General features: G+C 70.5%; 23 protein-coding genes. 14 read left to right on the top strand and 9 right to left on the bottom strand.

Features of this window, described 5'->3' with window-relative positions; genetic code table 11:
* Nucleotides 1-43: 43 nt before the first annotated feature.
* Complete coding sequence (locus tag GA0070561_RS21010; protein ID WP_091403420.1) at nucleotides 44-715, bottom strand: DUF998 domain-containing protein; 672 nt, start codon at nucleotides 713-715, stop codon at nucleotides 44-46.
* A gap of 201 nt (nucleotides 716-916) precedes the next feature.
* Here GA0070561_RS21010 and GA0070561_RS21005 point away from each other — a divergent pair, with 201 nt between their 5' ends.
* The 7 genes from GA0070561_RS21005 to GA0070561_RS20975 all read left to right on the top strand — a co-directional run bounded on the left by GA0070561_RS21005 (nucleotide 917) and on the right by GA0070561_RS20975 (nucleotide 7,977).
* The gene (locus GA0070561_RS21005) at nucleotides 917-1,225 is read left to right on the top strand and encodes a YbaB/EbfC family nucleoid-associated protein (RefSeq protein WP_007466279.1); all 309 of its coding nucleotides are present in this window, start codon (nucleotides 917-919) and stop codon (nucleotides 1,223-1,225) included.
* An 8-nt stretch (nucleotides 1,226-1,233) separates the two neighbouring features.
* The gene (gene recR, locus GA0070561_RS21000; protein ID WP_091403417.1) at nucleotides 1,234-1,827 is read left to right on the top strand and encodes a recombination mediator RecR; all 594 of its coding nucleotides are present in this window, start codon (nucleotides 1,234-1,236) and stop codon (nucleotides 1,825-1,827) included.
* 314 nt (nucleotides 1,828-2,141) lie between these two features.
* Nucleotides 2,142-3,806, top strand: coding sequence for an ABC transporter substrate-binding protein (locus tag GA0070561_RS20995; protein WP_091403415.1), 1,665 nt, complete (start codon nucleotides 2,142-2,144; stop codon nucleotides 3,804-3,806).
* 85 nt (nucleotides 3,807-3,891) lie between these two features.
* Complete coding sequence (locus tag GA0070561_RS20990) at nucleotides 3,892-4,896, top strand: ABC transporter permease (RefSeq protein WP_088950603.1); 1,005 nt, start codon at nucleotides 3,892-3,894, stop codon at nucleotides 4,894-4,896.
* Nucleotides 4,893-5,855: an ABC transporter permease gene (locus tag GA0070561_RS20985; protein ID WP_091403413.1), complete on the top strand. Its 963-nt coding sequence runs from the start codon at nucleotides 4,893-4,895 to the stop codon at nucleotides 5,853-5,855. The genes GA0070561_RS20990 and GA0070561_RS20985 overlap by 4 nt, the downstream gene beginning before the upstream one ends.
* Before the next feature lie 8 nt (nucleotides 5,856-5,863).
* Nucleotides 5,864-6,877 (top strand): ABC transporter ATP-binding protein, encoded by a 1,014-nt coding sequence (locus tag GA0070561_RS20980; RefSeq protein WP_091403410.1) that lies wholly within the window; start codon nucleotides 5,864-5,866, stop codon nucleotides 6,875-6,877.
* Complete coding sequence (locus GA0070561_RS20975; protein WP_091403407.1) at nucleotides 6,874-7,977, top strand: ABC transporter ATP-binding protein; 1,104 nt, start codon at nucleotides 6,874-6,876, stop codon at nucleotides 7,975-7,977. Before GA0070561_RS20980 ends, GA0070561_RS20975 begins: the two co-directional genes overlap by 4 nt.
* A 24-nt stretch (nucleotides 7,978-8,001) precedes the next feature.
* Here GA0070561_RS20975 and GA0070561_RS20970 read toward each other — a convergent pair whose 3' ends face one another.
* Together GA0070561_RS20970 and GA0070561_RS20965 are read right to left on the bottom strand one after the other, a co-directional pair.
* On the bottom strand, nucleotides 8,002-8,391 hold the full coding sequence (locus GA0070561_RS20970; protein WP_091403632.1) for a hypothetical protein: 390 nt from the start codon (nucleotides 8,389-8,391) through the stop codon (nucleotides 8,002-8,004).
* Nucleotides 8,367-9,023: an HNH endonuclease family protein gene (locus GA0070561_RS20965; RefSeq protein WP_091403630.1), complete on the bottom strand. Its 657-nt coding sequence runs from the start codon at nucleotides 9,021-9,023 to the stop codon at nucleotides 8,367-8,369. Before GA0070561_RS20965 ends, GA0070561_RS20970 begins: the two co-directional genes overlap by 25 nt.
* A gap of 107 nt (nucleotides 9,024-9,130) precedes the next feature.
* Between GA0070561_RS20965 and GA0070561_RS20960 the strand changes: the two genes are divergently transcribed.
* Nucleotides 9,131-10,624, top strand: a complete 1,494-nt coding sequence (locus GA0070561_RS20960; protein WP_091403404.1) for an MFS transporter — start codon at nucleotides 9,131-9,133, stop codon at nucleotides 10,622-10,624.
* 29 nt (nucleotides 10,625-10,653) lie between these two features.
* On the opposite strand, the gene leuA is transcribed toward GA0070561_RS20960, so the two are convergent.
* Together leuA and GA0070561_RS20950 are read right to left on the bottom strand one after the other, a co-directional pair.
* On the bottom strand, nucleotides 10,654-12,405 hold the full coding sequence (gene leuA / locus GA0070561_RS20955; protein ID WP_091403401.1) for a 2-isopropylmalate synthase: 1,752 nt from the start codon (nucleotides 12,403-12,405) through the stop codon (nucleotides 10,654-10,656).
* Between the two features lie 237 nt (nucleotides 12,406-12,642).
* Complete coding sequence (locus GA0070561_RS20950; protein WP_091403398.1) at nucleotides 12,643-13,914, bottom strand: MFS transporter; 1,272 nt, start codon at nucleotides 13,912-13,914, stop codon at nucleotides 12,643-12,645.
* 77 nt (nucleotides 13,915-13,991) lie between these two features.
* Between GA0070561_RS20950 and GA0070561_RS20945 the strand changes: the two genes are divergently transcribed.
* Nucleotides 13,992-14,978: an ArsR/SmtB family transcription factor gene (locus tag GA0070561_RS20945; RefSeq protein WP_091403395.1), complete on the top strand. Its 987-nt coding sequence runs from the start codon at nucleotides 13,992-13,994 to the stop codon at nucleotides 14,976-14,978.
* Nucleotides 14,979-14,984: 6 nt separating this feature from the next.
* On the opposite strand, the gene GA0070561_RS20940 is transcribed toward GA0070561_RS20945, so the two are convergent.
* Complete coding sequence (locus GA0070561_RS20940) at nucleotides 14,985-15,515, bottom strand: nitroreductase family protein (protein ID WP_091403392.1); 531 nt, start codon at nucleotides 15,513-15,515, stop codon at nucleotides 14,985-14,987.
* A gap of 84 nt (nucleotides 15,516-15,599) precedes the next feature.
* Entirely contained in the window at nucleotides 15,600-16,388 is a 789-nt protein-coding gene (locus GA0070561_RS20935) for a hypothetical protein (RefSeq protein WP_244166346.1), read from the bottom strand.
* Between the two features lie 259 nt (nucleotides 16,389-16,647).
* Between GA0070561_RS20935 and GA0070561_RS20930 the strand changes: the two genes are divergently transcribed.
* Together GA0070561_RS20930 and GA0070561_RS20925 are read left to right on the top strand one after the other, a co-directional pair.
* Nucleotides 16,648-17,913 carry an aspartate kinase gene (locus tag GA0070561_RS20930; RefSeq protein WP_030489892.1) on the top strand — a complete coding sequence of 422 codons (1,266 nt, stop codon included), beginning with the start codon at nucleotides 16,648-16,650 and terminating at the stop codon, nucleotides 17,911-17,913.
* Between the two features lie 5 nt (nucleotides 17,914-17,918).
* Nucleotides 17,919-18,980: an aspartate-semialdehyde dehydrogenase gene (locus tag GA0070561_RS20925; RefSeq protein WP_091403390.1), complete on the top strand. Its 1,062-nt coding sequence runs from the start codon at nucleotides 17,919-17,921 to the stop codon at nucleotides 18,978-18,980.
* 109 nt (nucleotides 18,981-19,089) lie between these two features.
* Here GA0070561_RS20925 and GA0070561_RS20920 read toward each other — a convergent pair whose 3' ends face one another.
* Nucleotides 19,090-20,499 carry a sensor domain-containing diguanylate cyclase gene (locus tag GA0070561_RS20920; protein ID WP_091403387.1) on the bottom strand — a complete coding sequence of 470 codons (1,410 nt, stop codon included), beginning with the start codon at nucleotides 20,497-20,499 and terminating at the stop codon, nucleotides 19,090-19,092.
* A 412-nt stretch (nucleotides 20,500-20,911) separates the two neighbouring features.
* On the opposite strand from GA0070561_RS20920, the gene GA0070561_RS20915 reads away from it, so the two are divergent.
* From GA0070561_RS20915 to GA0070561_RS20905, 3 genes are all read left to right on the top strand, one after another.
* Nucleotides 20,912-21,379 (top strand): peptidoglycan-binding domain-containing protein, encoded by a 468-nt coding sequence (locus GA0070561_RS20915; RefSeq protein ID WP_167362449.1) that lies wholly within the window; start codon nucleotides 20,912-20,914, stop codon nucleotides 21,377-21,379.
* A gap of 277 nt (nucleotides 21,380-21,656) precedes the next feature.
* Nucleotides 21,657-22,436: a phosphodiesterase gene (locus GA0070561_RS20910; protein ID WP_091403382.1), complete on the top strand. Its 780-nt coding sequence runs from the start codon at nucleotides 21,657-21,659 to the stop codon at nucleotides 22,434-22,436.
* Nucleotides 22,437-22,445: 9 nt separating this feature from the next.
* Nucleotides 22,446-23,096, top strand: a complete 651-nt coding sequence (locus GA0070561_RS20905; protein ID WP_244166344.1) for a histone deacetylase — start codon at nucleotides 22,446-22,448, stop codon at nucleotides 23,094-23,096.
* Nucleotides 23,097-23,132: 36 nt separating this feature from the next.
* Here the strand turns inward: GA0070561_RS20905 and GA0070561_RS20900 are convergent, their stop codons facing one another.
* Nucleotides 23,133-23,930, bottom strand: coding sequence for an alpha/beta fold hydrolase (locus tag GA0070561_RS20900; protein WP_208603811.1), 798 nt, complete (start codon nucleotides 23,928-23,930; stop codon nucleotides 23,133-23,135).
* Nucleotides 23,931-23,989: the final 59 nt, after the last annotated feature.

Genomic DNA, 23,989 nt, shown 5'->3' with positions numbered 1-23,989 from the left:
GCGATCTTGCAGTTTCGGTCGTCGTCTTGCGTGGAATGTCCCCTTATGTCGCGGCAGGAAGTGCAAGATCGCGCAGGGGAGGGGCCTCGGCGAGCAGGACACCCAGGGCGCAGGCCCAGAGGGGGAAGGGTAGGACGGCTACTCGTTCCATGCCGCCTACCCCGATGGCCAGCCCCTGCTGGGCGGCGAACAGTGTCGTTCCGGCCAGCGCGATGAGCCCTGCGGTGAGGGTTAGCCGTCGCCACCGGCCGAGCGTCGTGGTGCGTGGCGCGAAGCCGGCCAGGAGCAGGCCGATGTTGCCAATCCCCATGATCAGGACTGCGCCGAGGACGTGCAGGTTCTCGTCGATGTCGGCCGGGTAGAGGGCCGCGAGGGCGTATCCGCCGGTGGCCAGCAGCAGGAGTGTCTGGGCCGTGCGTACGACCGGGCCGTGACCGAGGATCCGCCAGGTCAGCAGGAGCCCGGCGGCGAGCAGGACGGCGGTGGCCAGTGTCGCGGTGTTCATCAGTGGGTGCCACGGTGAGCAGACGTAGCGGGGGCGGGTGGTGTCCCAGATGCCGCAGTGGGCGTTGCCGAGGTCGCTGATGTTGTGGGTGGCCCAGCTGTAGGCGGGCTCGCGCCACCGCAGCCCGGTGATCAGGCTGGCGACGAGGAAGATGGGCGCGGCCGCGACCCAGCACAGTGCGCCGACCCGGCCGGTGCGGTTGAGGTTCATGTCACGAGCAGACCAGTGCGACGGTTGTGGGCGCACTACCAGCAGATGGCCGGTTCGGGGTAGGGGTAGCTGTACCCGAAGGCTCGGCGTGGGCGGACGCACCGGGCGGGGCGAGGTCGGTCCCAGCGGATAGGCTGAGCGGCGGTCGAGCAGACGAGTGCGAGAAGGAGCCATCCCGTGCGCCCAGGTGGACAGCCGAACATGCAGCAGATGCTGAAGCAGGCGCAGAAGATGCAGCAGCAGATCGCCGCCGCCCAGGCCGAGCTGGCCGAGGCCGAGCTGACCGGCACCGCCGGCGGCGGGCTGGTCACCGCGACCGTCTCCGGCTCCGGTGAGTTGAAGGCCATCAAGATCGACCCGAAGGCCGTCGACCCGGACGACGTGGAGACGCTGGAGGATCTGGTCGTCGCGGCCGTGCACAACGCCGCCGAGGCGGCCCGGGAGCTGACCGAGCGCAAGATGGGCCCGGTCGCCGGCGGCATGGGCGGCCTCGGCCTGCCCGGTTTCTGAGCCGGCAGATGTACGAAGGTGCCATCCAGGATCTGATCGACGAGCTGGGTCGGCTGCCGGGCGTGGGCCCGAAGAGCGCTCAGCGGATCGCGTTCCACGTCCTCTCGGCGGATCCGGCCGACGTCAACCGGCTGGCCGGCGCGCTGCGCAAGGTCAAGGAGCTGGTGCGGTTCTGCACGACCTGTTACAACGTGGCCGAGTCCGAGCAGTGCCGGATCTGCCGCGACCAGCGTCGCACCGACGAGGTGCTGTGCGTGGTCGAGGAGCCCAAGGACGTGGTGGCCATCGAGCGGACGGGTGAGTTCCGCGGTCGCTACCACGTGCTGGGTGGCGCGATCAATCCGCTGGAGGGGATCGGCCCGGACAACCTACGCATCCGGGAGCTGATGATCCGGCTCGGTGGCGGCGGGGTGCGGGAGCTGATCCTGGCCACGGATCCGAACACCGAGGGTGAGGCGACCGCCACCTACCTGGCGTTGATGGTGAAGCCGATGGGCATCTCGGTGACCCGGCTGGCTAGCGGGCTGCCGGTCGGTGGCGATCTGGAGTACGCCGACGAGATCACCCTTGGTCGGGCCTTCGAGGGGCGCCGCGCGGTCTGATCCCCCTGACGAACGGCCGGTGGCCGGCACCCGTGCGGGTGCCGGCCACCGCTGCGTCTCTGCCCGGAAATGATCTGACACCTGTGCCCTCATCGGGGCTGTTCGACGTAACAGTTTGGCATCGCGGGTGCTGATTGATCGGTTTTTGCCGCTGTTTACCTAAGAATCGAATGTCAAGCGGCGGTTGAGGCACGATCCGATACCAACCGTCCACTCAGCGGTTTCCGGGTGGACGCATCGGGAGCTATGGTCACCGCCATCGGTGACCCCTGTCACCACGTTGTCCGTACCCCCAAGGACGAGGTGAAGCACACATGCGTGCACCCAGGCCGAAGGTCGCGATCGCGGCCATCGCGGTCGCGGCCCTCGCGGTAGCAGGCTGCGCCGAGAGCAACCGCGACGACGACAAATCCGGTGGTAGCAAGAAGGACACCCTCGTCTTCGGCGTCGCCGGAGACCCGAAGGTGCTCGACCCGAGCTTCGCCAGCGACGGTGAGTCGCTGCGCGTGGCGCGTCAGGTCTTCGAGACCCTGGTCCGACCGGAGGAGGGTGGCACGAAGGTCACCCCCGGCCTGGCCGAGTCCTGGACCCCGGACGCCGCGGGCACCACCTGGACCTTCAAGCTCCGCTCGGGCGTGAAGTTCCACGACGGCACCGACTTCAACGCCGAGGCCGTCTGCGTCAACTTCAACCGCTGGTACAACGCCAAGGGCCTCATGCAGAGCCCGGACGTGACCGCGTACTGGCAGGACGTCATGGGTGGCTTCGCGAAGAACGAGAGCGAAGACCTGCCGGCGAGCCTCTTCAAGTCGTGCGCCGCCAAGGACGCCACCACTGTGGACCTGGCGTTCACCCGGGTCTCCAGCAAGATCCCGGCCGCGCTGATGCTCCCCTCGTTCTCCATCCACAGCCCGAAGGCGCTGCAGGAGTTCGACGCGAGCAACGTCGCGGGCACCGCCGAGGACATCAAGTACCCGGCGTACGCGACGGCGCACCCGACCGGCACCGGCCCGTTCAAGTTCAAGGCCTGGGACGTCGCCAACAAGACGCTGACCCTGGAGCGCAACGAGGACTACTCGGGCGCCAAGGCCAAGCTGAAGACCCTCATCTTCAAGACGATCTCGGATGAGAACGCCCGCAAGCAGGCGCTGCGCTCCGGTGACATCCAGGGCTACGACCTGGTTGGCCCGGCCGACGTCGAGCCGCTGAAGAGCGAGGGCTTCAACATGCTCACGCGCCCGGCGTTCAACGTGCTCTACCTGGCGATGAACCAGAAGGGCAACCCGAAGCTCGCCGACGTCCGCGTCCGGCAGGCCATCGCCTACGCCCTGAACCGTCAGCAGCTGGTCACCTCCAAGCTGCCGCCGGGTGCCAAGGTCGCCGACAACTTCATGCCGGACACCGTCGAGGGCTGGAACGGTGACGTTCCCAAGTACACCTACGACCCGGCCAAGGCGAAGGCGCTGCTGGCCGAGGCCGGCGCGTCGAACCTGACGCTGAAGTTCCACTACCCGACCGAGGTCACCCGGCCGTACATGCCGAACCCGAAGGACATCTTCGAGTTGCTCTCGGCGGACCTGAAGGCCGTTGGCATCACCGTCGAGGCGATCCCGCTGAAGTGGAGCCCGGACTACCTGAACGCCACCACCTCGGGCAGCAAGCACGACATCCACTTCCTGGGCTGGACCGGTGACTACGGCGACGCCTACAACTTCATCGGCACCTTCTTCGACCGGCCGAAGGACGAGTGGGGCTTCAACAACAAGGCCCTGTTCGACCAGTTCAAGGACGCGGACACCACCGCGGACATCGCGGCCCGGACCGAGAAGTACAAGGCCCTGAACAAGTCCGTGATGGAGTTCCTGCCCGGTGTGCCGATCTCGCACTCGCCGCCGGCGATCGTGTTCGGCAAGGACGTGACCGGCGTCAAGGCGAGCCCGCTCACCGACGAGCGCTTCGCCACCGCCGAGTTCAAGTAAGTCCTGATCTGACGCAGCAAGGAACGCGGGCGGGCGCTGTCGCACAGCGCCCGCCCGCAACCCTCCGCACCCCTTCGAGGCCGCCGTGTTCCGGTTCATCGTCAGGCGCCTGCTTCAGCTGATACCCACGCTGTTCGGGCTCTCCCTTCTGCTCTTCATCTGGCTCCGCCGGCTCCCCGGCGGCCCCGAGACCGCCATCCTCGGCGAGCGCGGCACGCCCGAGATGCGTGCCGCCATCCGCCGCAACATGGGGCTCGACGAGCCCATCCTGGTGCAGTACGGCCGGTTCGTCCGGCGGATGATCAAGCTCGACCTGGGCACGTCGACCTCCACCAAGCGGGCGGTCACCACGGAGTTCATCGAGCGCTTCCCCGGCACCGTCGAGCTGACCATCACCGCGATGATCATCGCGATCGGCATCGGCATCCCGCTGGGCTACCTGGCCGCCCGTCGTCGCGGCCGTTTCCTGGACCACGCGTCAGTGGGCGGTTCGCTGATCGGCATCTGCATCCCGGTCTTCTTCCTGGGCTACGTACTCAAGGCGATCTTCTCGGAGAACCTGCACTGGTTCCCGTCCAGCGGCCGGCAGGACCCGACGCTTGAGGCGACCCGGGTCACCAATTTCTTCGTCCTCGATGGCCTGATGACCCGCGAGTGGGACGCCGCCGCCGACGCGCTCTGGCATCTGGTGCTGCCCGCCATCGCGCTGGCCAGCATCCCGCTGGCGATCATCGTCCGGATCACCCGGGCGAGCGTGCTGGAGGTGCTCAACGAGGACTTCGTCCGCACCGCCGAGGCGAAGGGCCTGACCGAGCAGACGGTCCGTCGCCGGCACGTACTGCGCAACGCGATGCTGCCGGTCGCCACCTCGATCGGTCTGCTCGCGGGCGGCCTGCTCTCCGGCGCGGTGCTGACCGAGACCGTCTTCGCCTTCAGTGGCATTGGAGCGTTCGTCGCCGAGGCCATCGGCCAGCGCGACTATCCGGTGCTGATGGGCTTCATTCTGATCATCGCGGTGGTGTACGTGCTGGTGAACCTCCTGGTCGACCTCTCCTACAGCTTCATCGACCCGAGGGTGAGGGTGCGATGACACTCAGCCCGGGCAAGAAGCGCGAGAAGATCGACCGGCTCTCCGAGTTGGCCGCCCGTGACGACGAACGCGGCGTCAGCCTCTGGCAGGAGGCGTTCCGCCGGCTGCGCGGCAACCCGGCAGCGATCGTCGGCGCCGTCATCCTGGCGCTCTTCGTGCTGGTCGCGGTGGTCGGACCGTTCCTCGTGCCGTACGCGGCGACGGACACGATCGGTATTCGGGAAGGGCTGATCAAGCCCGGTGTCATCCCCGGCCCGAACGGCGACCACTGGTTCGGCTACGACCATCAGGGCCGTGACGAGTTCAGCCGGATGATCGTGGGTGCCCGCCAGACCCTGCTGGTCGGCGTGGTCTCCACCCTGATCGGTCTGGCGATCGGCGCACTGATCGGTGGCGTCTCCGGTGCTGCGGCCGGCCTCGGTGGCCGGTGGGGGCGGTGGATCGACACCACCCTGATGCGCTTCATCGACATGCTGCTGGCGATGCCGAGCCTGCTGCTGGCGGTGAGCATCGCCGCCCTGCTCGGGGCCAGCCTGACCACCGTGATGATCGCGGTCGGCGTGGTCTCGGTGCCGGTGTTCGCCCGGCTGCTGCGCGGCTCGATGATCTCCCAGGCCAACAGCGACTACGTGCTGGCGGCGACCTCGCTCGGCGTCAAGAAGTCGAAGATCGCGCTGACCCACGTGGTGCCGAACTCGCTCGCCCCGGTGATCGTGCAGGCCACGCTGACCCTGGCCACCGCGATCATCGAGGCCGCGGCGCTCTCCTTCCTCGGCCTCGGCAACCCGGACACCGCCGTACCGGAGTGGGGGGTCATGCTCGCCGACGCGCAGCAGTACCTCGGCATCCGGCCGTCACTGGCGATCTACCCGGCCGTCGCGATCATCATCACCGCGCTCGGCTTCACCCTGCTGGGTGAGGCGATGCGTGAGGCCCTCGACCCGAAGCTGCGGAAGTAGGCCCGGCAATGGCACTGCTCGAAGTTGAAGATCTCTCCGTCACGTTCGCGCGCCGCGGCCAGCGGGCCGTGCACGCGGTCGACGGGGTGTCCTTCTCGGTCGACGCCGGTGAGGTGGTCGGCCTGGTCGGCGAGTCCGGCTGTGGCAAGAGCGTCACCTCGCTCGCGATCATGGGTCTGCTGCCCAAGCAGCCCGGCCTGCGGGTCGGCGGCAAGGCCGTCTTCGACGGCACGGACCTGCTCCAGCTCGACGACCGGTCGCGGCGGGACATCCGGGGCCGGGACATCGCGATGATCTTCCAGGACCCGCTCTCCTCGTTGAACCCGGTGATCCCGATCGGGTTGCAGGTGACCGAGGTGCTCGCCCGGCACCGGGGGATGAAGGGCGAGACCGCGGCGAAGGAGGCGGCGGCGCTGCTGGACCGGGTCGGCATCCCGGACCCGAAGCGGCGGCTCAAGGAGTATCCGCACCAGCTCTCCGGTGGGATGCGCCAGCGTGCGCTCATCGCGATGGCGGTGGCCTGCCAGCCTCGGCTGCTGATCGCCGACGAGCCGACCACCGCGCTGGACGTCACCATCCAGGCCCAGATCCTGGAGCTGCTCAAGGAACTGGTCCGGGACTCCGGCACCGCACTGTTGATGATCACGCACGATCTCGGTGTGGTGGCCGGCATGGTCGACACCGTCAACGTGCTCTACGGCGGCCGGGTGGTGGAGACGGCCCGCCGTCGTCCGCTGTTCCGCCAGCCGCGTCACCCGTACACAGTGGGTCTGCTCGGCTCGGTGCCGCGCCTTGACGCCGGGCGGGGCGAGAAGCTCAACCCGATCCCCGGTTCGGTCCGCGACCTGCTGCCCTGGCCGGACGGATGCGCCTTCGCCCCGCGCTGCGCCCGTCGGATCGACGAGTGTGTGGGTGAGCCGCCGGAGCTGGTGCACGCGCACGACGGACGGAGCTACCGGTGCGTCAACCCGGAGCCGCTGCCGGGCATGGTGCCCGCCCCGCGCGAGGAGGAATCAGCGTGAGTGAGAACGACGTCCTCGTCGAGGTGCGCGACCTGAAGGTGCACTTCCCGATCAAACGGGGGGTGCTCTTCGACCGGGTGGTCGGCCAGGTGAAGGCCGTCGACGGGGTCGACCTGAGCATCGCGCGGGGCAAGACGTACGGCCTGGTGGGTGAGTCCGGTTGCGGTAAGTCCACGTTGGGCCGGGCGCTGCTCCAGCTCACCCCGCCGACCGCCGGTGAGGTCAGCTTCGACGGCGTCGAGCTGACGACGCTGCCGCCCGGCAAGCTGCGCAGCATGCGTCGCCGGATGCAGATGATCTTCCAGGACCCGATGTCCAGCCTCGACCCCCGGCAGAACGTCGAATCGATCCTGACCGAGGGCCTGCAGACCCACGGGATCGGCACCGACCGCACCGACCGTCGACGGATCATCGGCGAAACCCTGGACGCGGTCGGGCTGCCGCGCTGGGCGCTGTCCCGCTACCCGCACGAGTTCTCCGGCGGGCAGCGGCAGCGCATCGGCATCGCCCGCGCGCTGGTGCTCGGGCCGGAGCTGATCGTCGCCGACGAGCCGGTCTCGGCGCTCGACGTGTCGATCCAGGCCCAGGTGGTCAACCTGCTGGACGAACTCCAGGACAGCCTGGGGCTGACCTACCTGGTGATCGCGCACGACCTCGCGGTGGTGCGGCACATCTCCGACACGGTCGGCGTCATGTACCTGGGCGCGCTGGTCGAGGAGGCGCCGAGCGACAGGCTCTACAACGAGCCGCTGCACCCGTACACCCGGGCGCTGATGTCGGCGGTGCCGGTGCCGGACCCGGACGTGGAGGACCGCCGGGAGCGGATCCTGCTCGCCGGTGACCTGCCGTCGCCGGCCAACCCGCCGTCCGGCTGCCGCTTCCACACCCGCTGCCCGTGGGCGCAGCCCACCCGCTGCGCCGACGAGCGACCGGTGCTGCGGGACATCGGCGCCAGCCGGGTGGCCTGCCACTGGGCCGAGCAGATCGCCAGCGGCGAACTGCGCCCGCACGGGGTCAGCGCGCAGATCGTCCGACCCGAGGGCGAGGGGGACGCGCCGGGCGTGGTCTCCGCGCCCACCGAGCCCGGCTCGTACGTCTGAGACTGGACGCGGTGCCGGCGCTGGTCAGCCCTCGGGGCGGTTCAGCAGCCCCACGGCGACGCCGTGCACCGCGTCCAGCCCAGCCGGGTCGGCCAGCGTGACCGACGTGCCGGTCACCGCGTACCACTCGTCCGCGTCCTTGTACTGCACCCGCAGTGTCACCTTGCCGTCCGCGTACTCGGTGCGCAGCGTCAGGTCACCGGTGACGACGCCGACCTCGTCGGTCATCACGCCGCCGGGGCCGGGCACGATGTCGGTGGTGCGGGCCTGCGGGCCGGCCGCCCCGCCCGAATCCGCGACCATGCCGGCACCCGGTACGGCGGCGGGGGTCTCGGCGGTGCCGTCGGCGGTCATGCCGGCGGCGGACGGGCCGCTCTCCCCGGCGGCGCTCACGAATCGCTCCCCACTGAACAGCCCTCCAACATGTCGGTCAGGGCGGCCTTCTCGGCGGTGGTCACCGTCAGCCGCCAGTAGTGCTTGACCGTCACCCAGTCCTGGGCGTATTTGCACCAGTAAGACCGGTTTGCCGGCTTCCACTGCGACGGGTCCTGGTCACCCTTTGCCCGGTTCGACGAGGCGGAAACCGCGAAGAGCTGCGGACGGGTGGTGTCGTTGGCGAAATCCCCGCGCTTCGCGTTGTCCCACTCGTCGGCACCCGAGCGCCACGCATTGGCCAACGGCACCATGTGGTCGATGTCCACGTCGGAGGGATCCGAGAAGCTGCGACCGTCGTACACGCTCTCCCAGCGCCCACCGACCACGTTGCAGCCGGAGAGCTTCACGTCCTTGCCGTCGCGCTGGAGGATGCTGTCCCGGATATCGCAGTTCTTGCCGGTGTCCCGCCAGTGCGGGAAACGCTCCCGGCTGTAGCCCTTCATCGAGCCGGCGGTAGCGACGGTGAGCTGACTCAACTGCTCCGCGGCGTTGCCGCCGTCGCTCGACGGCGGTGTGGTCGGCTCATCCTGCGGGACACAACCGACCACGCCGAGCGCCAGCGCCGCGGTGAGCGCGGCCACCGCCGCTCGCGGTCCTGATCTGGTACGCACAGACGACACCTCTCCAGCTTGGGGGCTCCCGGCGATTGCGCACAGTACCCGGGCACGGTTTCGGCGTTTCGTGGCGTCTCCCACATGATGCAAGGCAGATTGGTGGGATGACCGCACCCGTACCGGCGACCGCCCTCCGGATGGGCACCACCGCCGGCCGGGGCACGCTGCTCGCCGCCGTACTCGCCTCTGGCATGGTCTTCCTCGACAGCACCGTCGTCAACGTGGCGCTGCCGAAACTCGGGCAGGACCTCGGCGCGAACGTGGCCGATCTCCAGTGGACCATCAACGGCTATCTGCTGATGCTGGCGGCGTTCGTGCTGCTCGGCGGCGCGCTCGGCGACCGCTTCGGTCGGCGACGCATCTTCCTCATCGGCGTGGTCTGGTTCACCGCCGCCTCCGTGCTCTGCGGGCTGGCCCAGGACACCGGCATGCTGATCGCGGCCCGATTCCTCCAGGGCGCCGGTGGCGCGTTGCTCACACCCGGGTCGCTGTCGGTGCTCCAGGCAAGCTTCCATCCGGACGACCGGGGCCGGGCGATCGGCGCCTGGGCTGGGCTGTCCGGGGTGTCCACAGCGCTGGGCCCGTTCATCGGGGGCTGGCTGATCGACGCGCTCTCCTGGCGCTGGATCTTCTTCCTCAACCTGCCGATCGCCGTGCTGGTGCTGCTGGCCGCCCTGCGCTGGGTGCCGGAGAGCCGGGACGAGAGCGCCTCCCGCACCGAGGGACGGGATCGGACCCGACGACGGTTCGACGTCGCCGGAGCCCTGCTCGGAGCGCTCGCGCTCGCCGGCGTCACCTACGCGCTGATCGACGCGCCGGCCCGCGGGTTCGACTCCGCCGAGGTGCTGACCGCAGCCGTGATCGGGGTGCTCGCCGCGGTGGCCTTCGTCCTGCTGGAACGGCGGCGTGGCGACGCGGCGATGCTGCCCACCGGGCTGTTCAGCAGCCGACTCTTCTCGGTGCTGAACCTCTTCACAGTCGTCGTCTACGCGGCACTCGGCGGCTTCACCTTCTTCTTCGCCGTCTACCTGCAGAACGTGGTCGGCTGGTCGGCCTTCCGCACCGGCATCGCGTTGCTGCCGATGACCCTGCTGCTGTTGGTCGGCTCCGCGCGCGCCGGTGCGCTGTCCGCCCGGATCGGCCCACGGCTGCCGCTCGCCATCGGACCGGTGGTCGCCGCGGTCGGCCTGCTGCTGCTGCGCGGCGTCGGACCGGGCGCGTCGTACTGGCGGGACGTGCTGCCCGGGGTGCTGCTCTTCGGCATCGGGTTGACCCTGGTGGTGGCACCGCTGACCGCGTCGGTGCTGGCCGCCGTGCAGGACCGGTTCTCCGGGGTGGCCAGCGGGTTCAACAACGCCGCGTCCCGCGCCGGCGGCCTGCTCGCGGTGGCGGCGCTGCCGCTGCTCGTCGGGCTTTCCGGCGGTGGGTACGAGCAGAAGGCCGAGCTGACCGACGCGTTCCGGGGCGCGATGGAGTGGTGTGCCGGGCTGCTCGTGGCCGGCGCGCTGCTGGCCCTGGTGCTGGTGCACCGACCGCCCCGGAAAGCCCCGCCGTCCCAGCCCTGCCATTCACTGCCCGCCGCGACACCCCCGAAGTAGGAACCCACTTCGGGGGTGTCGCGCCCAGGTCAGCGGCGGGCGCGGTTGACGGCGCTGGTGACCGCCTTGATCGACGCGGTGACGATGTTGGCGTCGGTGCCGACACCCCAGACCGTCCTGCCGTCCACCTCACACTCCACGTACGCGGCGGCCTGCGCGTCACCACCGGAGGAGAGCGCGTGCTCGTGGTAGTCGAGCACCCGTACGCCGACCCCGACCGACTGGAGCGCGTTGACGTACGCGTCGATCGGGCCGTTGCCGACCGCGGCGAGCGAGCGCTGCTCGCCGCCCACACCGACCTGGGCCTCGATCTCGACCTTGCCGTCCGCCGTGCCGATCGTGTAGCCGGCCAGCCGGACCGCCGGGTCGGGCTGGTGGTCGAGCAGGTAGTGCGTCGCGAAGATCTCCCACATGGCGGTCGGGTCGACCTCGCCGCCGTCGTGGTCGGTGACCTGCTGCACCACCCCGGAGAACTCGATCTGGAGCCGGCGCGGCAGGTCCAGTTGGTGCTCGCTCTTCATGATGTACGCGACGCCGCCCTTGCCGGACTGCGAGTTGACCCGGATGACCGCCTCGTAGGTGCGGCCCAGGTCCTTCGGGTCGATCGGCAGGTACGGCACCGCCCAGGTGTGCTCGTCCACCGGTACGCCGGCCGTCTTCGCGTCGGCGACGAGGGCGTCGAAGCCCTTCTTGATCGCGTCCTGGTGGGAGCCGGAGAAGGCGGTGTAGACCAGGTCGCCCGCGTACGGGTGGCGCTCGTGCACCGGCAGCTGGTTGCAGTACTCGACGGCTCGCCGGATCTCGTCGATGTTCGAGAAGTCGATCATCGGGTCGATGCCCTGGGAGAAGATGTTGAGCCCCAGGGTCACCAGGTCGACGTTGCCGGTGCGCTCACCGTTGCCGAACAGGCAGCCCTCGATGCGGTCCGCGCCGGCGAGCAGGCCCAGCTCGGCGGCGGCCACGCCGGTGCCCCGGTCGTTGTGCGGGTGCAGGCTCAGCACCACGCTGTCCCGGCGCGGCAGGTGCCGGTGCATCCACTCGATCGAGTCGGCGTACACGTTGGGGGTGGCCATCTCGACGGTGGCCGGCAGGTTGATGATCAGCGGCCGGTCCGGGGTCGGGTCGATCACGTCGATCACCCGGGAGCAGACCTCCAGCGCGTACTCCAGCTCGGTGCCCGTGTACGACTCCGGCGAGTACTCGTAGAAGATCTCCGTGTCCGGGGTGTGGATCTCGGCGTACTTCTGGCAGAGCCGCGCCCCGGTGGTGGCGATGTCGGCGATGCCGTCCCGGTCCAGGCCGAAGACCACTCGCCGCTGGAGGGTGGAGGTCGAGTTGTAGAAGTGCACGATGGCCCGCTTCGCGCCGCGCAGCGACTCGAACGTCCGGTCGATCAGGTGCTCCCGGCACTGCGTGAGCACCTGGATGGTGACGTCGTCCGGGATCATGTCGTCTTCGATGAGCTGGCGGACGAAGTCGAAGTCGGTCTGGCTGGCCGACGGGAAGCCGACCTCGATCTCCTTGTAGCCCATCTGGACCAGCAGCTGGAACATCCGGCGCTTGCGCTCGGGCGACATCGGGTCGATCAGGGCCTGGTTGCCGTCGCGGAGATCCACGGCGCACCAGCGGGGTGCGGCCTCTACGGTGCGGGTGGGCCAGGTGCGGTCGGGCAGTTCGACCCGGAACTGCTCCCGGTACGGCTGGTAACGGTGGTACGGCATCCGGCTCGGGCGTTGCCGGGCGATCGGATCGGTTTCAGCGTCGGTGACAGGTTGAGCCATCTCAGAGTGCTCCCTGGAACATGTGGCGTCAGCAGATCGGAAGGTGTCGGCGAGATGCCGGGCGACGGTGCGCGGCGGTGCCGAGAAGAAGTTCGGATGTGCTGGACGGCGCGATGCGACTCCGCGACGAGGTGCCGGCCGGTCAGGCCTCGTCGCGGCGGCTAAGGAGGAGAAGCGCCTGCCACATGACCAGGTCACCCTACGTGATGGAACGGGGGGTGGAAAGACAGGTCCGGACTATGGGACCGGCGTCATGGCCGGCTCTGCGGCCTCGGCACCCAGCCTCGGCGTCCGTTGCGCCCAGGCCACCGCGGGCACGATCGCCACCGCTACCAGCACGAAGATCGCTGCCGTCGGTAACCAACCCCACCCGCCGGTGGTCACCCCGAGCGCGGTCAGCCCCGCCGGCGCGATCAGGTACTGGACCTGCACGCCGAGTCCGAGCGCCCCCACGTACGCACCGCGCTGGTCGGCCGGCGGCAGGGTGGCGGTGAGCCCCCAACTGCCCGCCGACTCGATCAGCTCGGCCAGGATCAGCAACATGGCGGCGGCCACCAGCACCACGACGGTCAGCAGGCCCCGGGTGACCCCGGAGATCGGCAGGACCAGGCAGAACAGGGCGATCAGCAGCCCGCCCCGGCGGGAGGCCCGGGCCGCGCCCGCCGCGGTGTCCGCGCCCCGGCTGACGCGCACCTGGAGCAGCACGATCAGGACGGTGTTGAGCAGCACCAGTCCGGCGATCATCGTCTTCGGGGCGTCGGTGTGGGTGAGGATCCACAGCGGCATGACCGTCAGGTAGAGCACCCCGTGCGCGGTGAGCAGCCCGGACACCAGGGACACCGCCATGAACGGCCGGTCCCGCAGCACGGCGAGCCGACTCATCGGCTCCGCCGGTCGGGCCACCTGCGGCAGCCGGGGCAGTCGCCGCACGAAGAGGGCCGTCACGAGGAAGACCGTCGAGATGAACCAGACCATTCCCCGGTACGCGGTGATCGTGTCCACCGCCAGCACCAGGCCGCTGATCACCGCGCCGAGCCCGAAGCCGACGTTCAGCGACGAGCGCTGGTACGCCATCGCCGTGACCCGTTCGGCCGGCGGGAGCGCGTTGATCGAGTAGACCTGCCGGGCCACGCCGACAGCGGCGTCCACGGCGGCCAGCGCCACCACCACGGCGAGGAACCCCGCGAAGCCGCGCACGAACGGGTAGGTCGCGAACAGTGCCGCGTTGAGCACCAGGCCCACCACCCAGACCCGCTGCGGCCCGTACCGGTCGGTGAGCCCACCCAGCGGCACCGTGCCCAGCAGCGACACCCCCGCCGCGACGGACAGCCCCAACCCGACCTGGGCGGCGCTGAGCCCGAGTGCCCGGGTGAAGAAGACGGCGCTGCCGGCGTGGAACAGACCGCTGCCGACGGCGTAGACCATGGCCTGCACGGCCAGGGCGCGGGTCAGCCCGGCCGGCGGTACGACGTCTCGAACGGCGGTACGGATGGTTTCTCTGGTCCCCATGTCCGGGGAGTGAAGCGGGCCCCCATCGGTCCGGTCGAGTCTTTTAGGCTGGACCGAATCCTGTTCCTGGGGGGCGTGTGTCCGAGTTGCGGTTCAGCCTGGCCGACGTGGCGGGAGTGCGGCTCGCCGTGTCACCGGCCAACGAGACGGTCATGAGCATGTGGGCGCTGGCCAACCCGATCCGCTACGCGGTGCACCTGCCCTGGATCGACCGGGCCCGGGTGACGTTGCGTCGTCCCGAGGTGGCCGACCGGGTCCGACCTCTGGTGGGGTTGGTCGTGCCGGGTCGCTGGCTGCCCGACTTCCTCACCCCGGCGGCCCGACCGAACGTGGAGATGGCCGAGCAGCTCGACCAGATCGCCGCGACGCCGCCGGCCGTGGTGGTCCAGGACCTGCTGTCGACCACCTGGCAGAAACCGCTGAGCCCGTTCGGGCGGGCGCTGCTCGCCGACCCCGGCGGGCTGCTGCCGCAGGTCGTCGACGCGGTGCGGGTCTGGTACGACGAGGCGATCGCCCCGGACTGGCCGCGGATGCGGGCGCTGCTCGACGCCGACGTGGCGTACCGGGCCGCGCAGCTCGCCGAGAGCGGTGCCGGTCGGTTCTTCGAGCAGCTCCACCCGAGCCTGCGCTGGCACGGCGACAGGGTGATCAGCGACGACACGTTCGAGCGGGACTTCGACCTCCGCGGTCGTGGGCTGGCGCTGAACCCGACGGTGTTCACCGAGCAGCACGTGCTGTGGAACCTGCTGGAGGATTCGCTGCCGGCCGGCGCGTACCCGGTCCGTGCCGTCGGGACGCTCTGGGAGGCGGCCGCGCCGCCGTCCGGCGACCCACTGGCACGGGTGATCGGGCCGGGCCGGACCGCGCTGCTGTACCTGCTCGAGACGGCGCTGACCACCACCGACCTGGCCCGACTCACCGGCATGTCCGCCGGGAACGTCTCCCAGCACCTGGCCGCGCTGCACGGCGCCGGCCTGGTGTCCCGGTCCCGCGAGGGTCGGCACGTGCGCTATCGCAACACCGATGCCGCGGCGGTCCTCGTCCGGGCCAGCCGGGGCGGGTGAGCCCGCTCAGCGCAGCAGCAGCTCGGCGACCGGACGGCGGCGACGCAGGCTGGTCTCCCGGGCCCGCAGCTCGGCCGGAAGGGCGAACGGGTCCCCGAGTCGGCCGACGGCGGCGACCACCAACGGGCGGACGCCGCCGGGCAGGTCGAGTTCGGTGGAGAGGCCGGCCCGGTCGAACCGGGTGAGCTGGTGCACGTGCAGGCCGAGCGCGGTGGCCTGCACTGTCAGGTGGGCGACCGCCTGTCCCAGGTCGTACGCGGCCCGCTCGGTGTCGAGGCCGGTGTGGGCGCCGACCACCAGGGTCGCTGCGTGCCGGATCCAGATCTGGTCGTCGACCGGGAGGCTGATCAGGATCCGTTTCCAGGTCTCGTCGTCGCGGTGGCCGAGGGCGAACCGCCAGGGCTGCCCGTTCTCCGTCGACGGGGCCCAGCGCGCGGCCTCCAGCAGCGAGGCGGACTCCTCCGGGGTCAGCTCGGCGCTCGGGTCGAAAGCTCGCGGACTCCAGCGGTAGGCGAGCAGCGGGGTGAGGTCGGCCATACACCGGATCGTCCTGTATGGGCGATTCGCTCCTCAGAACAGGGTGGCTAAATGTGGGCAAGAGCACCCGTAACGGGACGAAGATCAGGGCGTTCCCGCGCTCGGGCTCTCCGACGGGTCAGGGGTCGGCGGCGCCGCGGTGTCGAGCGGCTCCCGGTCGATCACCACCGGGCCGGCCAGCTGCACGGTGGCCGGTGCCGGGCCGGGTGCACCGGCCAGCCGCAGCGTCCCGCCCCCGGTCCGGACGCCGGTCGGTGTGCCGTCCTGGTCGTAGCAGTAGATGCCCACATCCAGCGGGGCGTTGAGCGACGCCGAGGTGGAATCCACCGAGTAGCAGGTGCCGGTGAGACCCTCGGGCGCGTTGGCCGGGGCGACCGCCAACGGCGCGCGTCGGTCGGTGAGCACGTTCAGCCAGTCGGTGAGCAGGTGCTGGACCCGGGGGTCCGACCGGCGTGGGATCGCGTCGTCGCGATCACCCAGGCGTACGCAACTCGCCGACCCGGTATGACCGGCCGACGGCAGGGCACACTGGAACAGCCCGTCGGCCGTGCTGGCCATCGAGACATCGGCGGTGCCACCCAGGGCGCCCCCCGGCACATCCACCCGCCAGCTGCCGTCGTTCGCGCTGGTGAACACGATGGTGCGATCCGGTTTACCCGCCTGGCTGTAGACGTACTGGGCCACCAGGTGACGGTCCTGAGCCGCCGCGGCAAGCGCGGCCAGCTCATCCCGTGCGGCGTCCACCTCGACCGGCCCCGGATCGACGGGCGGCGGAGTCGGAGGCTGCTCACTGGTGCAGGCGACCAGGAGGGCTGGCAGGGCGAGGACGAGCGGCCCGAGCACGCGGCCGGCCGAGCGGATGAGGACGGGCACCGGCCCATTCTGGTGGGTGCGGGCGGTAGGTGGGTGCCGGCGCGTACCCGGCTCGTTCCGGCGTGTCGGGCGAGGCGTCCCGGCGTACCCGTCCGACCTGGTGGGACCGGCCTGGCCGGTCCCGGCCGGGCCGGATGGTGGGATCACCTGACCCGGCTTCGTTATCCGCCGGATACCCTCATGGGGTCTGACACGCGCCGCCGGCCCCGGTTCCGGCGGCGTCGGCACGCTCAGGGTCGCTGGGAGGGAGTGCACCGTCGTGGCACTCGTGGTGCAGAAGTACGGCGGGTCCTCCGTCGCCAACGCCGAGCGGATCAAGCGGGTGGCCGAGCGCATCGTCGCCGCCCGCAAGGCCGGCGACGACGTGGTGGTGGTGGTCTCCGCGATGGGTGACACCACCGACGAGCTGCTCGACCTGGCCAACCAGGTCAGCCCGCTGCCGCCGGGCCGCGAGCTGGACATGCTGCTCACCGCCGGGGAGCGGATCTCCATGGCCCTGCTGGCCATGGCCATCCACAACCTGGGGTACGAAGCCCGCTCGTTCACCGGTTCGCAGGCCGGCGTGATCACCACCTCGGTGCACGGCCGCGCCCGGATCATCGACGTCACCCCAGGGCGGCTCAAGGGCGCGCTCGACGAGGGTTCGGTGGTCATCGTGGCCGGCTTCCAGGGCGTCTCGCAGGACACCAAGGACGTCACCACGCTGGGCCGCGGTGGTTCGGACACCACGGCCGTGGCGCTCGCCGCCGCCCTGCACGCCGACGTCTGCGAGATCTACACCGACGTGGACGGCATCTTCACCGCCGACCCGCGGATCGTGCCCAACGCCCGACACATCCAGCACATCACCTACGAGGAGATGTTGGAGCTGGCCGCGTGCGGCGCGAAGGTGCTGCACCTGCGTAGCGTGGAGTACGCCCGGCGGGCGGGGTTGCCGATCCACGTCCGTTCGTCATACTCGACCAACACCGGCACGATGGTCACCGGATCGATGGAGGACCTTTCCGTGGAGCAGGCACTGATCACCGGGGTCGCGCACGACCGCAGCGAGGCCAAGATCACGATCGTCGGGGTGCCCGACGAGCCGGGTGCCGCCGCGCGGATCTTCGACACCGTCGCCGGCGCCGAGATCAACATCGACATGATCGTGCAGAACGTCTCCACCGAGGGCACCGGCCGGACGGACATCTCGTTCACCCTGCCCAAGGCCGACGGCCCCACCGCGATGGCGGCGCTCAGCAAGATCCAGGAGCCGGTCAAGTTCAAGGGCCTGCTCTACGACGACCACGTCGGCAAGGTCTCGCTGATCGGCGCGGGCATGCGCTCGCACCCCGGGGTGGCGGCCGGCTTCTTCGCCGCGCTCGGCGCGGCCGGGGTCAACATCGAGATGATCTCCACCTCCGAGATCCGGGTCTCCGTGGTCTGCCGGGACACCGACCTCGACGCCGCCGTCCGCGCCATCCACGACGCGTTCGAGCTGGGCGGCGACACCGAAGCCGTGGTCTACGCGGGGACGGGTAGGTAGCGCCGATGACGGCGCTGCCCACCCTCGCCGTGGTCGGAGCGACAGGTGCCGTCGGCACCGTGATGTGTGAGCTGCTCACCGGGCGACGCAACGTCTGGGGGGAGATCCGGCTGCTCGCCTCCGAGCGCTCCGTCGGTCGCCGGGTCCGCTGCCGGGGCGAGGAACTCGTCGTCCAGGCGCTGACCCCCGAGGCGTTCGACGGTGTCCAGGTGGCCATGTTCGACGTGCCCGACGAGGTCTCCGCCGAGTGGGCGCCGATCGCCGTCGCCCGGGGCGCGATCGCTGTCGACAACTCCGGCGCGTTCCGGATGGACCGCGACGTCCCGCTGGTCGTTCCGGAGATCAACCCCGAGCAGGTCCGCAACCGGCCCCGGGGCATCATCGCCAACGCCAACTGCACCACCCTCGCGATGATCGTCGCCGTCGCGCCGCTGCACCGCGAGTACGGCCTACGGGAGCTGGTGCTCGCCTCCTACCAGGCGGTCTCCGGAGCCGGTCAGTCCGGCGTCGACATCCTGCACGACCAGCTCACCAAGGTCGCCGGCGATCGGGCGCTCGGCTCGCGCACCGGCGACGTACGCCAGGCGGTCGGCGACGACCTGGGGCCGTTCCCCGCACCCATGGCGCTCAACGTGGTCCCCTGGGCCGGCTCCCCGGCGGACAGCGGCTGGTCATCGGAAGAGATGAAGATCCGCAACGAGTCGCGGAAGATCCTCGGCCTCCCCGACCTCAAGGTCTCCGCCACCTGCGTCCGGGTGCCGGTGGTCACCGCCCACTCGGTCGCGGTGCACGCGGTCTTCGCCACCGAGGTCGACGCCGAGGGTGCTCGCGAGGCGCTGCGCAACGCACCCGGGGTGATCCTGGTCGACGACCCTGCGGCCGGGGAGTTCCCGATGCCGATCGACGCCGTCGGCACCGACCCGTCCTGGGTCGGCCGGATCCGCCGGGCCCTGGACGACCCCCGCGCCCTCGACTTCTTCGTCACCGGCGACAACCTCCGCAAGGGCGCCGCCCTCAACACCGCCCAGATCGCCGAACTCCTGGCCAAAGAACTCCGCACCCCCTGACCCCCGCACCCCCCCGCTGCCGCGATCTTGCAGTTTCTGTGCCGGCATAAGGGGCGAGGGCGACAGAACGACAACCGAAAGTGCAAGATCGGCGGGGACGTGGGGGCGGCTACGCGGCGGAGAGCAGGACGCCGTCTCGGCCTTGGCGTTTTACCGCGTAGAGGGCCTGGTCGGCTCGTTTCAGGGTGCGGTCCGGGGTTTCGCCGGGGCGGGGCAGTGCGACGCCCACGCTGATCGTGCGGCCGATGCGTCGGGCCGCCTCGGTGAGCCGTTCGGCGATGCGGACCGCCTCCTCCGGGCGGCTCACCTCGATCACCGCGACGAACTCGTCGCCGCCGATCCGGTACAACTCGTCGCCGTGCCGCAGCGCCCCCTCCAGCGCCCGGGCCAGCCCGACCAGCACCCGGTCGCCGGCCTGGTGGCCGTACGTGTCGTTCACGGTCTTGAAGCCGTCCACGTCGATCGCCAGCAGAGCCGTACGCCCGGGGGTGGCCGCCGCGATCCGCTGCCCGAACGGGCCGGTGTGCCGCAACCCGGTCAGCGGGTCGGAGCTGGCCTGCTCCCGCAGCCGGGCCAGCGTGCGCAGCCGGTCCACGCTCGTCCAGGCCTGTCCGGCGAGCAACTCCATGAGGCTGACCGTGGTCGGGTCCGGGCGCAGCGCGCGTTCGTCGGCGACCAGCAGCACCCCACCGGCGTCAGTGGGCCCGACCGGCACGGCCACCAGCGTGCGTACCCCTGCCCGGGTCAGCGGGCGGTAGTCCTCGGTCGGGGGATGCCCGGTCTCGCCCAGCGTGTACCCGGCGCCGTAACGGTGGGCCCGCTCGACCATCCGGTCCAGGGCGGCGGGACCCGCCGCGGCCAGCTCGGCGCGAATCCGGGTCTCCAGGTCGCTCGGCGTCGCCGGGGACGGGCCGAGCTGACCGCCGATCAGCAGCAGTGCGGTGGAGAGCGCGGAGACCTCTCGGGCGGCGCGGGCCGCCGCCCCCATCACCTCTCCCTCGGTCGGCGCGGAGGAGAGCGCCGCCGCGTGCCGAAGCAGCTTCTCGCTGCGACTCTCCGCAGGTGGGCCACCGAGTGCGGCGATCCGTGCGCCGAGCCCGTCGGCCAGCCGCTGCGCGGTCTCCCGCCACGGCTCCAGGTCGGTGGGCTCACTCCACTGCAGGTCGAGTACGCCGATCGCCCGTCCCGTCGGGTCCAGCACCGGTACGCACAGCTCGGCCGTCACATCCGGGCGGACCGGCAGGTAGTCCGGGTCCACGGTGACGTCCGGGACGACGGCGGGAGCGCCGGTCGCGTACACCCGGCCGACGATGCCGGTCCGAGCCGGCACGGTGGCGAAGACCTGCCAGGCCCCGGTCGCGGCGACGCAGCGCAGGCGGTCGTGGACCGCGAGCAGCACGGAGATGGTCGCCGGGGTGTGGCGGGACAGCGCGGTGACCGTCCACCGACACGCCTCCGGCGTGCTCGACGCCATCGGCAGGCGGACGGTGACGTCACGGATGACTCGCTGATGATCCACTCGCACGTCGTTCCAGGTAGGGGAGGGGGCTCGGCCGACGCCGAACCGCTCGATCAAGCGTACTCACGGTGGCTGGGACCGGCCGGGCTTCGTACACACGTGCTATCCACAGGCTGTGGACACAGCCTGTGGGCATTGAGGTCGGGGTGTGGGGGTGGCAGCCCCTCGGCGTACGGGCCGCAGGTCAGGCGTGGGCGGCGGCCGGCTCTGGGCGGCCGCGGCGATCGCCCAACCGTCCTGGGCGGTGGTGAGCGGCAGCGCGAGGGGCACACGTTAACCGATGGATCAACTACTATGTGCGTGGGCCCTCGCTATTCGGAACGCACCCTCTGGGCGAAGTGCTTGCGCGCCATTGGTGTCTTCGTTACGGTGAATGTGTCCACATTGGATTATCCCTCTAGTTAGGATCAAAATGCGCGCAACGGGGAAAGCACGTGTTGGAGCCGCACTGTTCGGTGCACTCGCGCTCGGCGGAGTTCAGCTGATTGGTGCCTCGCCCGCACTTGCGGGAGACTTCACGATTCAGGCGACCTGCTATCGGACAGTTTCGGTTGTCGGGGGAGACGTCGGGGTCTCGGGCGAGGACATTCCCTCGGCTGGCAGCACCGCTGCCAGCACGGCTTGCGGTATGGCGCAGGGCGCCAACAGCGCGGCCGTGAAGAAGTTGCAGCAGACCTTGAAGTACTGCTACAACCAGAACATCGCGATCGACAGCGATTTCGGTCCGGCAACCAAGACTGCCCTGAGGAATGCGCAGAGGTCCGAGGGAATTACCGCCGATGGCGTATACGGAACCCAGACGCGGAACACCCTGATTTGGTGGACCGGCACGACGACCTACAACTGCAACAGCATCGAGCTTCCCGTTCGACTGGCCTAGTCGATAAATTCAACTGATTGCCGTCCCGGCGCAAGCAGGCAAGCAATTGTCAGCTTGTGCCGGGACGGCATTGGTGCGTGCCATCAGCGAATTTTCACTGAATCGCCGCAAGGCAGCCGGCGTGTCCGGCGTCGATCGAGTGCGACTCGATCGCCGGAGCGGGCCGGACCCAGCGCCCCGTCCCCCTCAGCGGCCAACTCACCCGCATCGGCGTGTGCCCCCGCGACGCCGCGCCTGCCGCTAGCGTGGAGCCTCCCGGCGCCGAGGAGGCGAGCCCATGCTCATCGCCCAGCTCAGTGACCCGCACCTGACCACCGGCCTGCTCGCCGCCGAACCGGCCGCCGGGTTGCACCGAGCGCTCGGCCGGGTGCTGGCGTTGCGACCCCGACCGGACTGCGTGGTGATCAGCGGCGACCTGGCCGACCACGGCCAGCCCGACGAGTACGTGGCGCTGCGCGAGGTGATCGGCCGTTTCCCGCTTCCGGTGCACCTGACCACCGGCAACCATGACGACCGGGAGTCCCTGCTCGACGCGTTCGGCGGCACGCCGTGGCTCGGCGGCGGCTTCTCGGCCTACTACCACGTCGACCACGAGGCGGCGTCTGTCGTGGTACTCGACTCGCTCGTCCCCGGCAGCGACGGCGGCCAACTCGGCGAGGAACAACTCGGCTGGCTTGACGGGGTGCTGGCCGGGCGGCCCGAGGTGCCCGCCGTGATCTTTCTGCACCACCCGCCGGTCGCGGTCGGCATCCCCGTCGCGGACTCCATCCGGCTCGCCGACGGTGACGCGCTCGCCGAGGTGATCGGCCGGCACCGGCACGTGGTACGGGTCGGCGCCGGCCACCTGCACCGCCCGGTCACCACGGCGTACGCGGGCACGGTCCTCACCGTGGCGCCCAGCACCTGGAAGCAGAGCACGCTCACCATGAGCGCCGACGAGCAGATCGGTTGGGTCAACGAGCCCACCGCCTTCCTGCTGCACTCGATCGAGGCCGGCGGATGCGTGACCCACACCGTGCAGGTGAGCCACTCCGCCGGGCAGACCTGCGGCTTCTGAGGGGTCATCGTGCTGGCCTGGTACGTCTCGTACGGCTCGAACATGCACGCCGCCCGGCTGGGCTGGTACATCGGTGGTGGCTGCCCACCCGGAGGAAAGCGGACGTACCCGGGCTGCCGCGACCGGCGTCCACCCAGCCGATCGACGCCCGTGTCACTGCCCGGCGGCGTCTACTTCGCCGGCGAGTCCGCGGCCTGGACCGGCGGCATGGCCTTCTACGACCCGCACCTGCCGGGCGAGGCCGCGGCCCGCGCCTACCTGGTCACCCTGGAGCAGTTCACCGACATCGCGGCCCAGGAGATGTACCGCCCGCCGGGCGACACGACCGAGCTGATCCCGGCGACCGGCGCGGCCATCGACGCCGCCGTCGCCAACGGACGGGCCACGCTCGGCCCGGGGCGGTACGAGACGTTGATCTGCCCGGGCAGCCGCGACGGTGTTCCGATGCTCACCTTCACCGCCCCCGAGGGGGCGTCAGCCGTGCGGTGCCGACCTCCCGCGCCGATCTACCTCGGCATGATCGCCCGAGGGCTGCGCGAGTCGCACGGCTGGCCCGCCGAGCGGATCGCCACCTACCTGGCGGACCGGCCCGGCGTGGCGGGCGCCTGGCCACCGGACGCCGTAGCTGCCCTGGTCGACAGGGCCCTGGCTGACGGCTGATCCGCCGGGCCGCGCCTCGGCGGGCCGCTGGTGCGGTCAACCGAGCAGGAACTCGCGCAGCGCGGGGGCCAGCGTCGTCGGCGGCACGTCGTGGTAGCCGCCGTCGAGGCTGACGGACCGACCGCCCGGGACGGCCTCGGCCGCCGCCCGACTCGCGTCCCGCAACCACTGAGGACTGCCGGTGCTGTCCACAGCGAGGGTCGGCACGGTGATGGCCGCCAGCCGTTCGGCGGGGAACCGCCCTCCGGCGGTGACGATCGAGTCGTACACCAGCGTGTGCGCTACCGCAGTCAGCCCACCCCACACCGGTTGTGACCGCATCCCGGTGATCTGCTCGGCCGGCAGCCCCACCGATGCGCTGAGGAAGGTCTCCACCGCGCCGTCCCGGTCGTCGGCGGCGATCAGCTCGATGAGCTGCGGGGTGATGTCCTTGCGGACGCCCACGTGCGGGCCGACCTGGAACGGTGGCTCGAACATGACCAACTTGGTCACCGGCAGGCCCTGTGCGGTGGCGAGGGCGGCCAGGACGGCACCGGAGGAGATGCCGTAGACGGCGGCGGAACCACCCGCCGCCGCGATCAGGGCGGCCAGGTCGTCGATCTCGCGGCCGACCTCGTACGGTGCGGTGTCGCCGCTGTAGCCCCGACCGCGACGGTCATAGCTGAAGGCGGTGAAATCGGGCGCCAGTGCCGCACCCAGGTCGCGGGTCGCGTTGCGATCGCTGAACGCGCCGCCGACGAGGACGACCGCCGGCCCGGCACCGGACCGCTCGAACCCGATGGGTGTGCCGTCGACCGATCGCACCTGCTCCGCCACGGGTGTCGTTCCGCTCACGATGCCGTCCCCATTCCTCGTAGGCTGTCCCGTCCTTTCTAGACCCCGGGTCCGACGTT

Source organism: Micromonospora saelicesensis, assembly GCF_900091575.1.
Classification (GTDB): Bacteria; Actinomycetota; Actinomycetes; order Mycobacteriales; family Micromonosporaceae; genus Micromonospora; species Micromonospora saelicesensis.
This window is presented reverse-complemented; position numbering and strand designations above follow the sequence as displayed.

Excerpts from the sequence above, each read along its gene's own strand:
- recR (WP_091403417.1), top strand. The coding sequence starts at position 1,234 with ATGTACGAAGGTGCCATCCAGGATCTGATCGACGAGCTGGGTCGGCTG.
- GA0070561_RS20950 (WP_091403398.1), bottom strand. The coding sequence starts at position 13,914 with ATGGGGACCAGAGAAACCATCCGTACCGCCGTTCGAGACGTCGTACCG.
- GA0070561_RS20985 (WP_091403413.1), top strand. The coding sequence starts at position 4,893 with ATGACACTCAGCCCGGGCAAGAAGCGCGAGAAGATCGACCGGCTCTCC.
- GA0070561_RS20980 (WP_091403410.1), top strand. The coding sequence starts at position 5,864 with ATGGCACTGCTCGAAGTTGAAGATCTCTCCGTCACGTTCGCGCGCCGC.
- GA0070561_RS20925 (WP_091403390.1), top strand. The coding sequence starts at position 17,919 with ATGACGGCGCTGCCCACCCTCGCCGTGGTCGGAGCGACAGGTGCCGTC.
- leuA (WP_091403401.1), bottom strand. The coding sequence starts at position 12,405 with ATGGCTCAACCTGTCACCGACGCTGAAACCGATCCGATCGCCCGGCAA.
- GA0070561_RS21010 (WP_091403420.1), bottom strand. The coding sequence starts at position 715 with ATGAACCTCAACCGCACCGGCCGGGTCGGCGCACTGTGCTGGGTCGCG.
- GA0070561_RS20995 (WP_091403415.1), top strand. The coding sequence starts at position 2,142 with ATGCGTGCACCCAGGCCGAAGGTCGCGATCGCGGCCATCGCGGTCGCG.
- GA0070561_RS20910 (WP_091403382.1), top strand. The coding sequence starts at position 21,657 with ATGCTCATCGCCCAGCTCAGTGACCCGCACCTGACCACCGGCCTGCTC.
- GA0070561_RS20915 (WP_167362449.1), top strand. The coding sequence starts at position 20,912 with ATGCGCGCAACGGGGAAAGCACGTGTTGGAGCCGCACTGTTCGGTGCA.
- GA0070561_RS21005 (WP_007466279.1), top strand. The coding sequence starts at position 917 with ATGCAGCAGATGCTGAAGCAGGCGCAGAAGATGCAGCAGCAGATCGCC.
- GA0070561_RS20960 (WP_091403404.1), top strand. The coding sequence starts at position 9,131 with ATGACCGCACCCGTACCGGCGACCGCCCTCCGGATGGGCACCACCGCC.
- GA0070561_RS20940 (WP_091403392.1), bottom strand. The coding sequence starts at position 15,515 with ATGGCCGACCTCACCCCGCTGCTCGCCTACCGCTGGAGTCCGCGAGCT.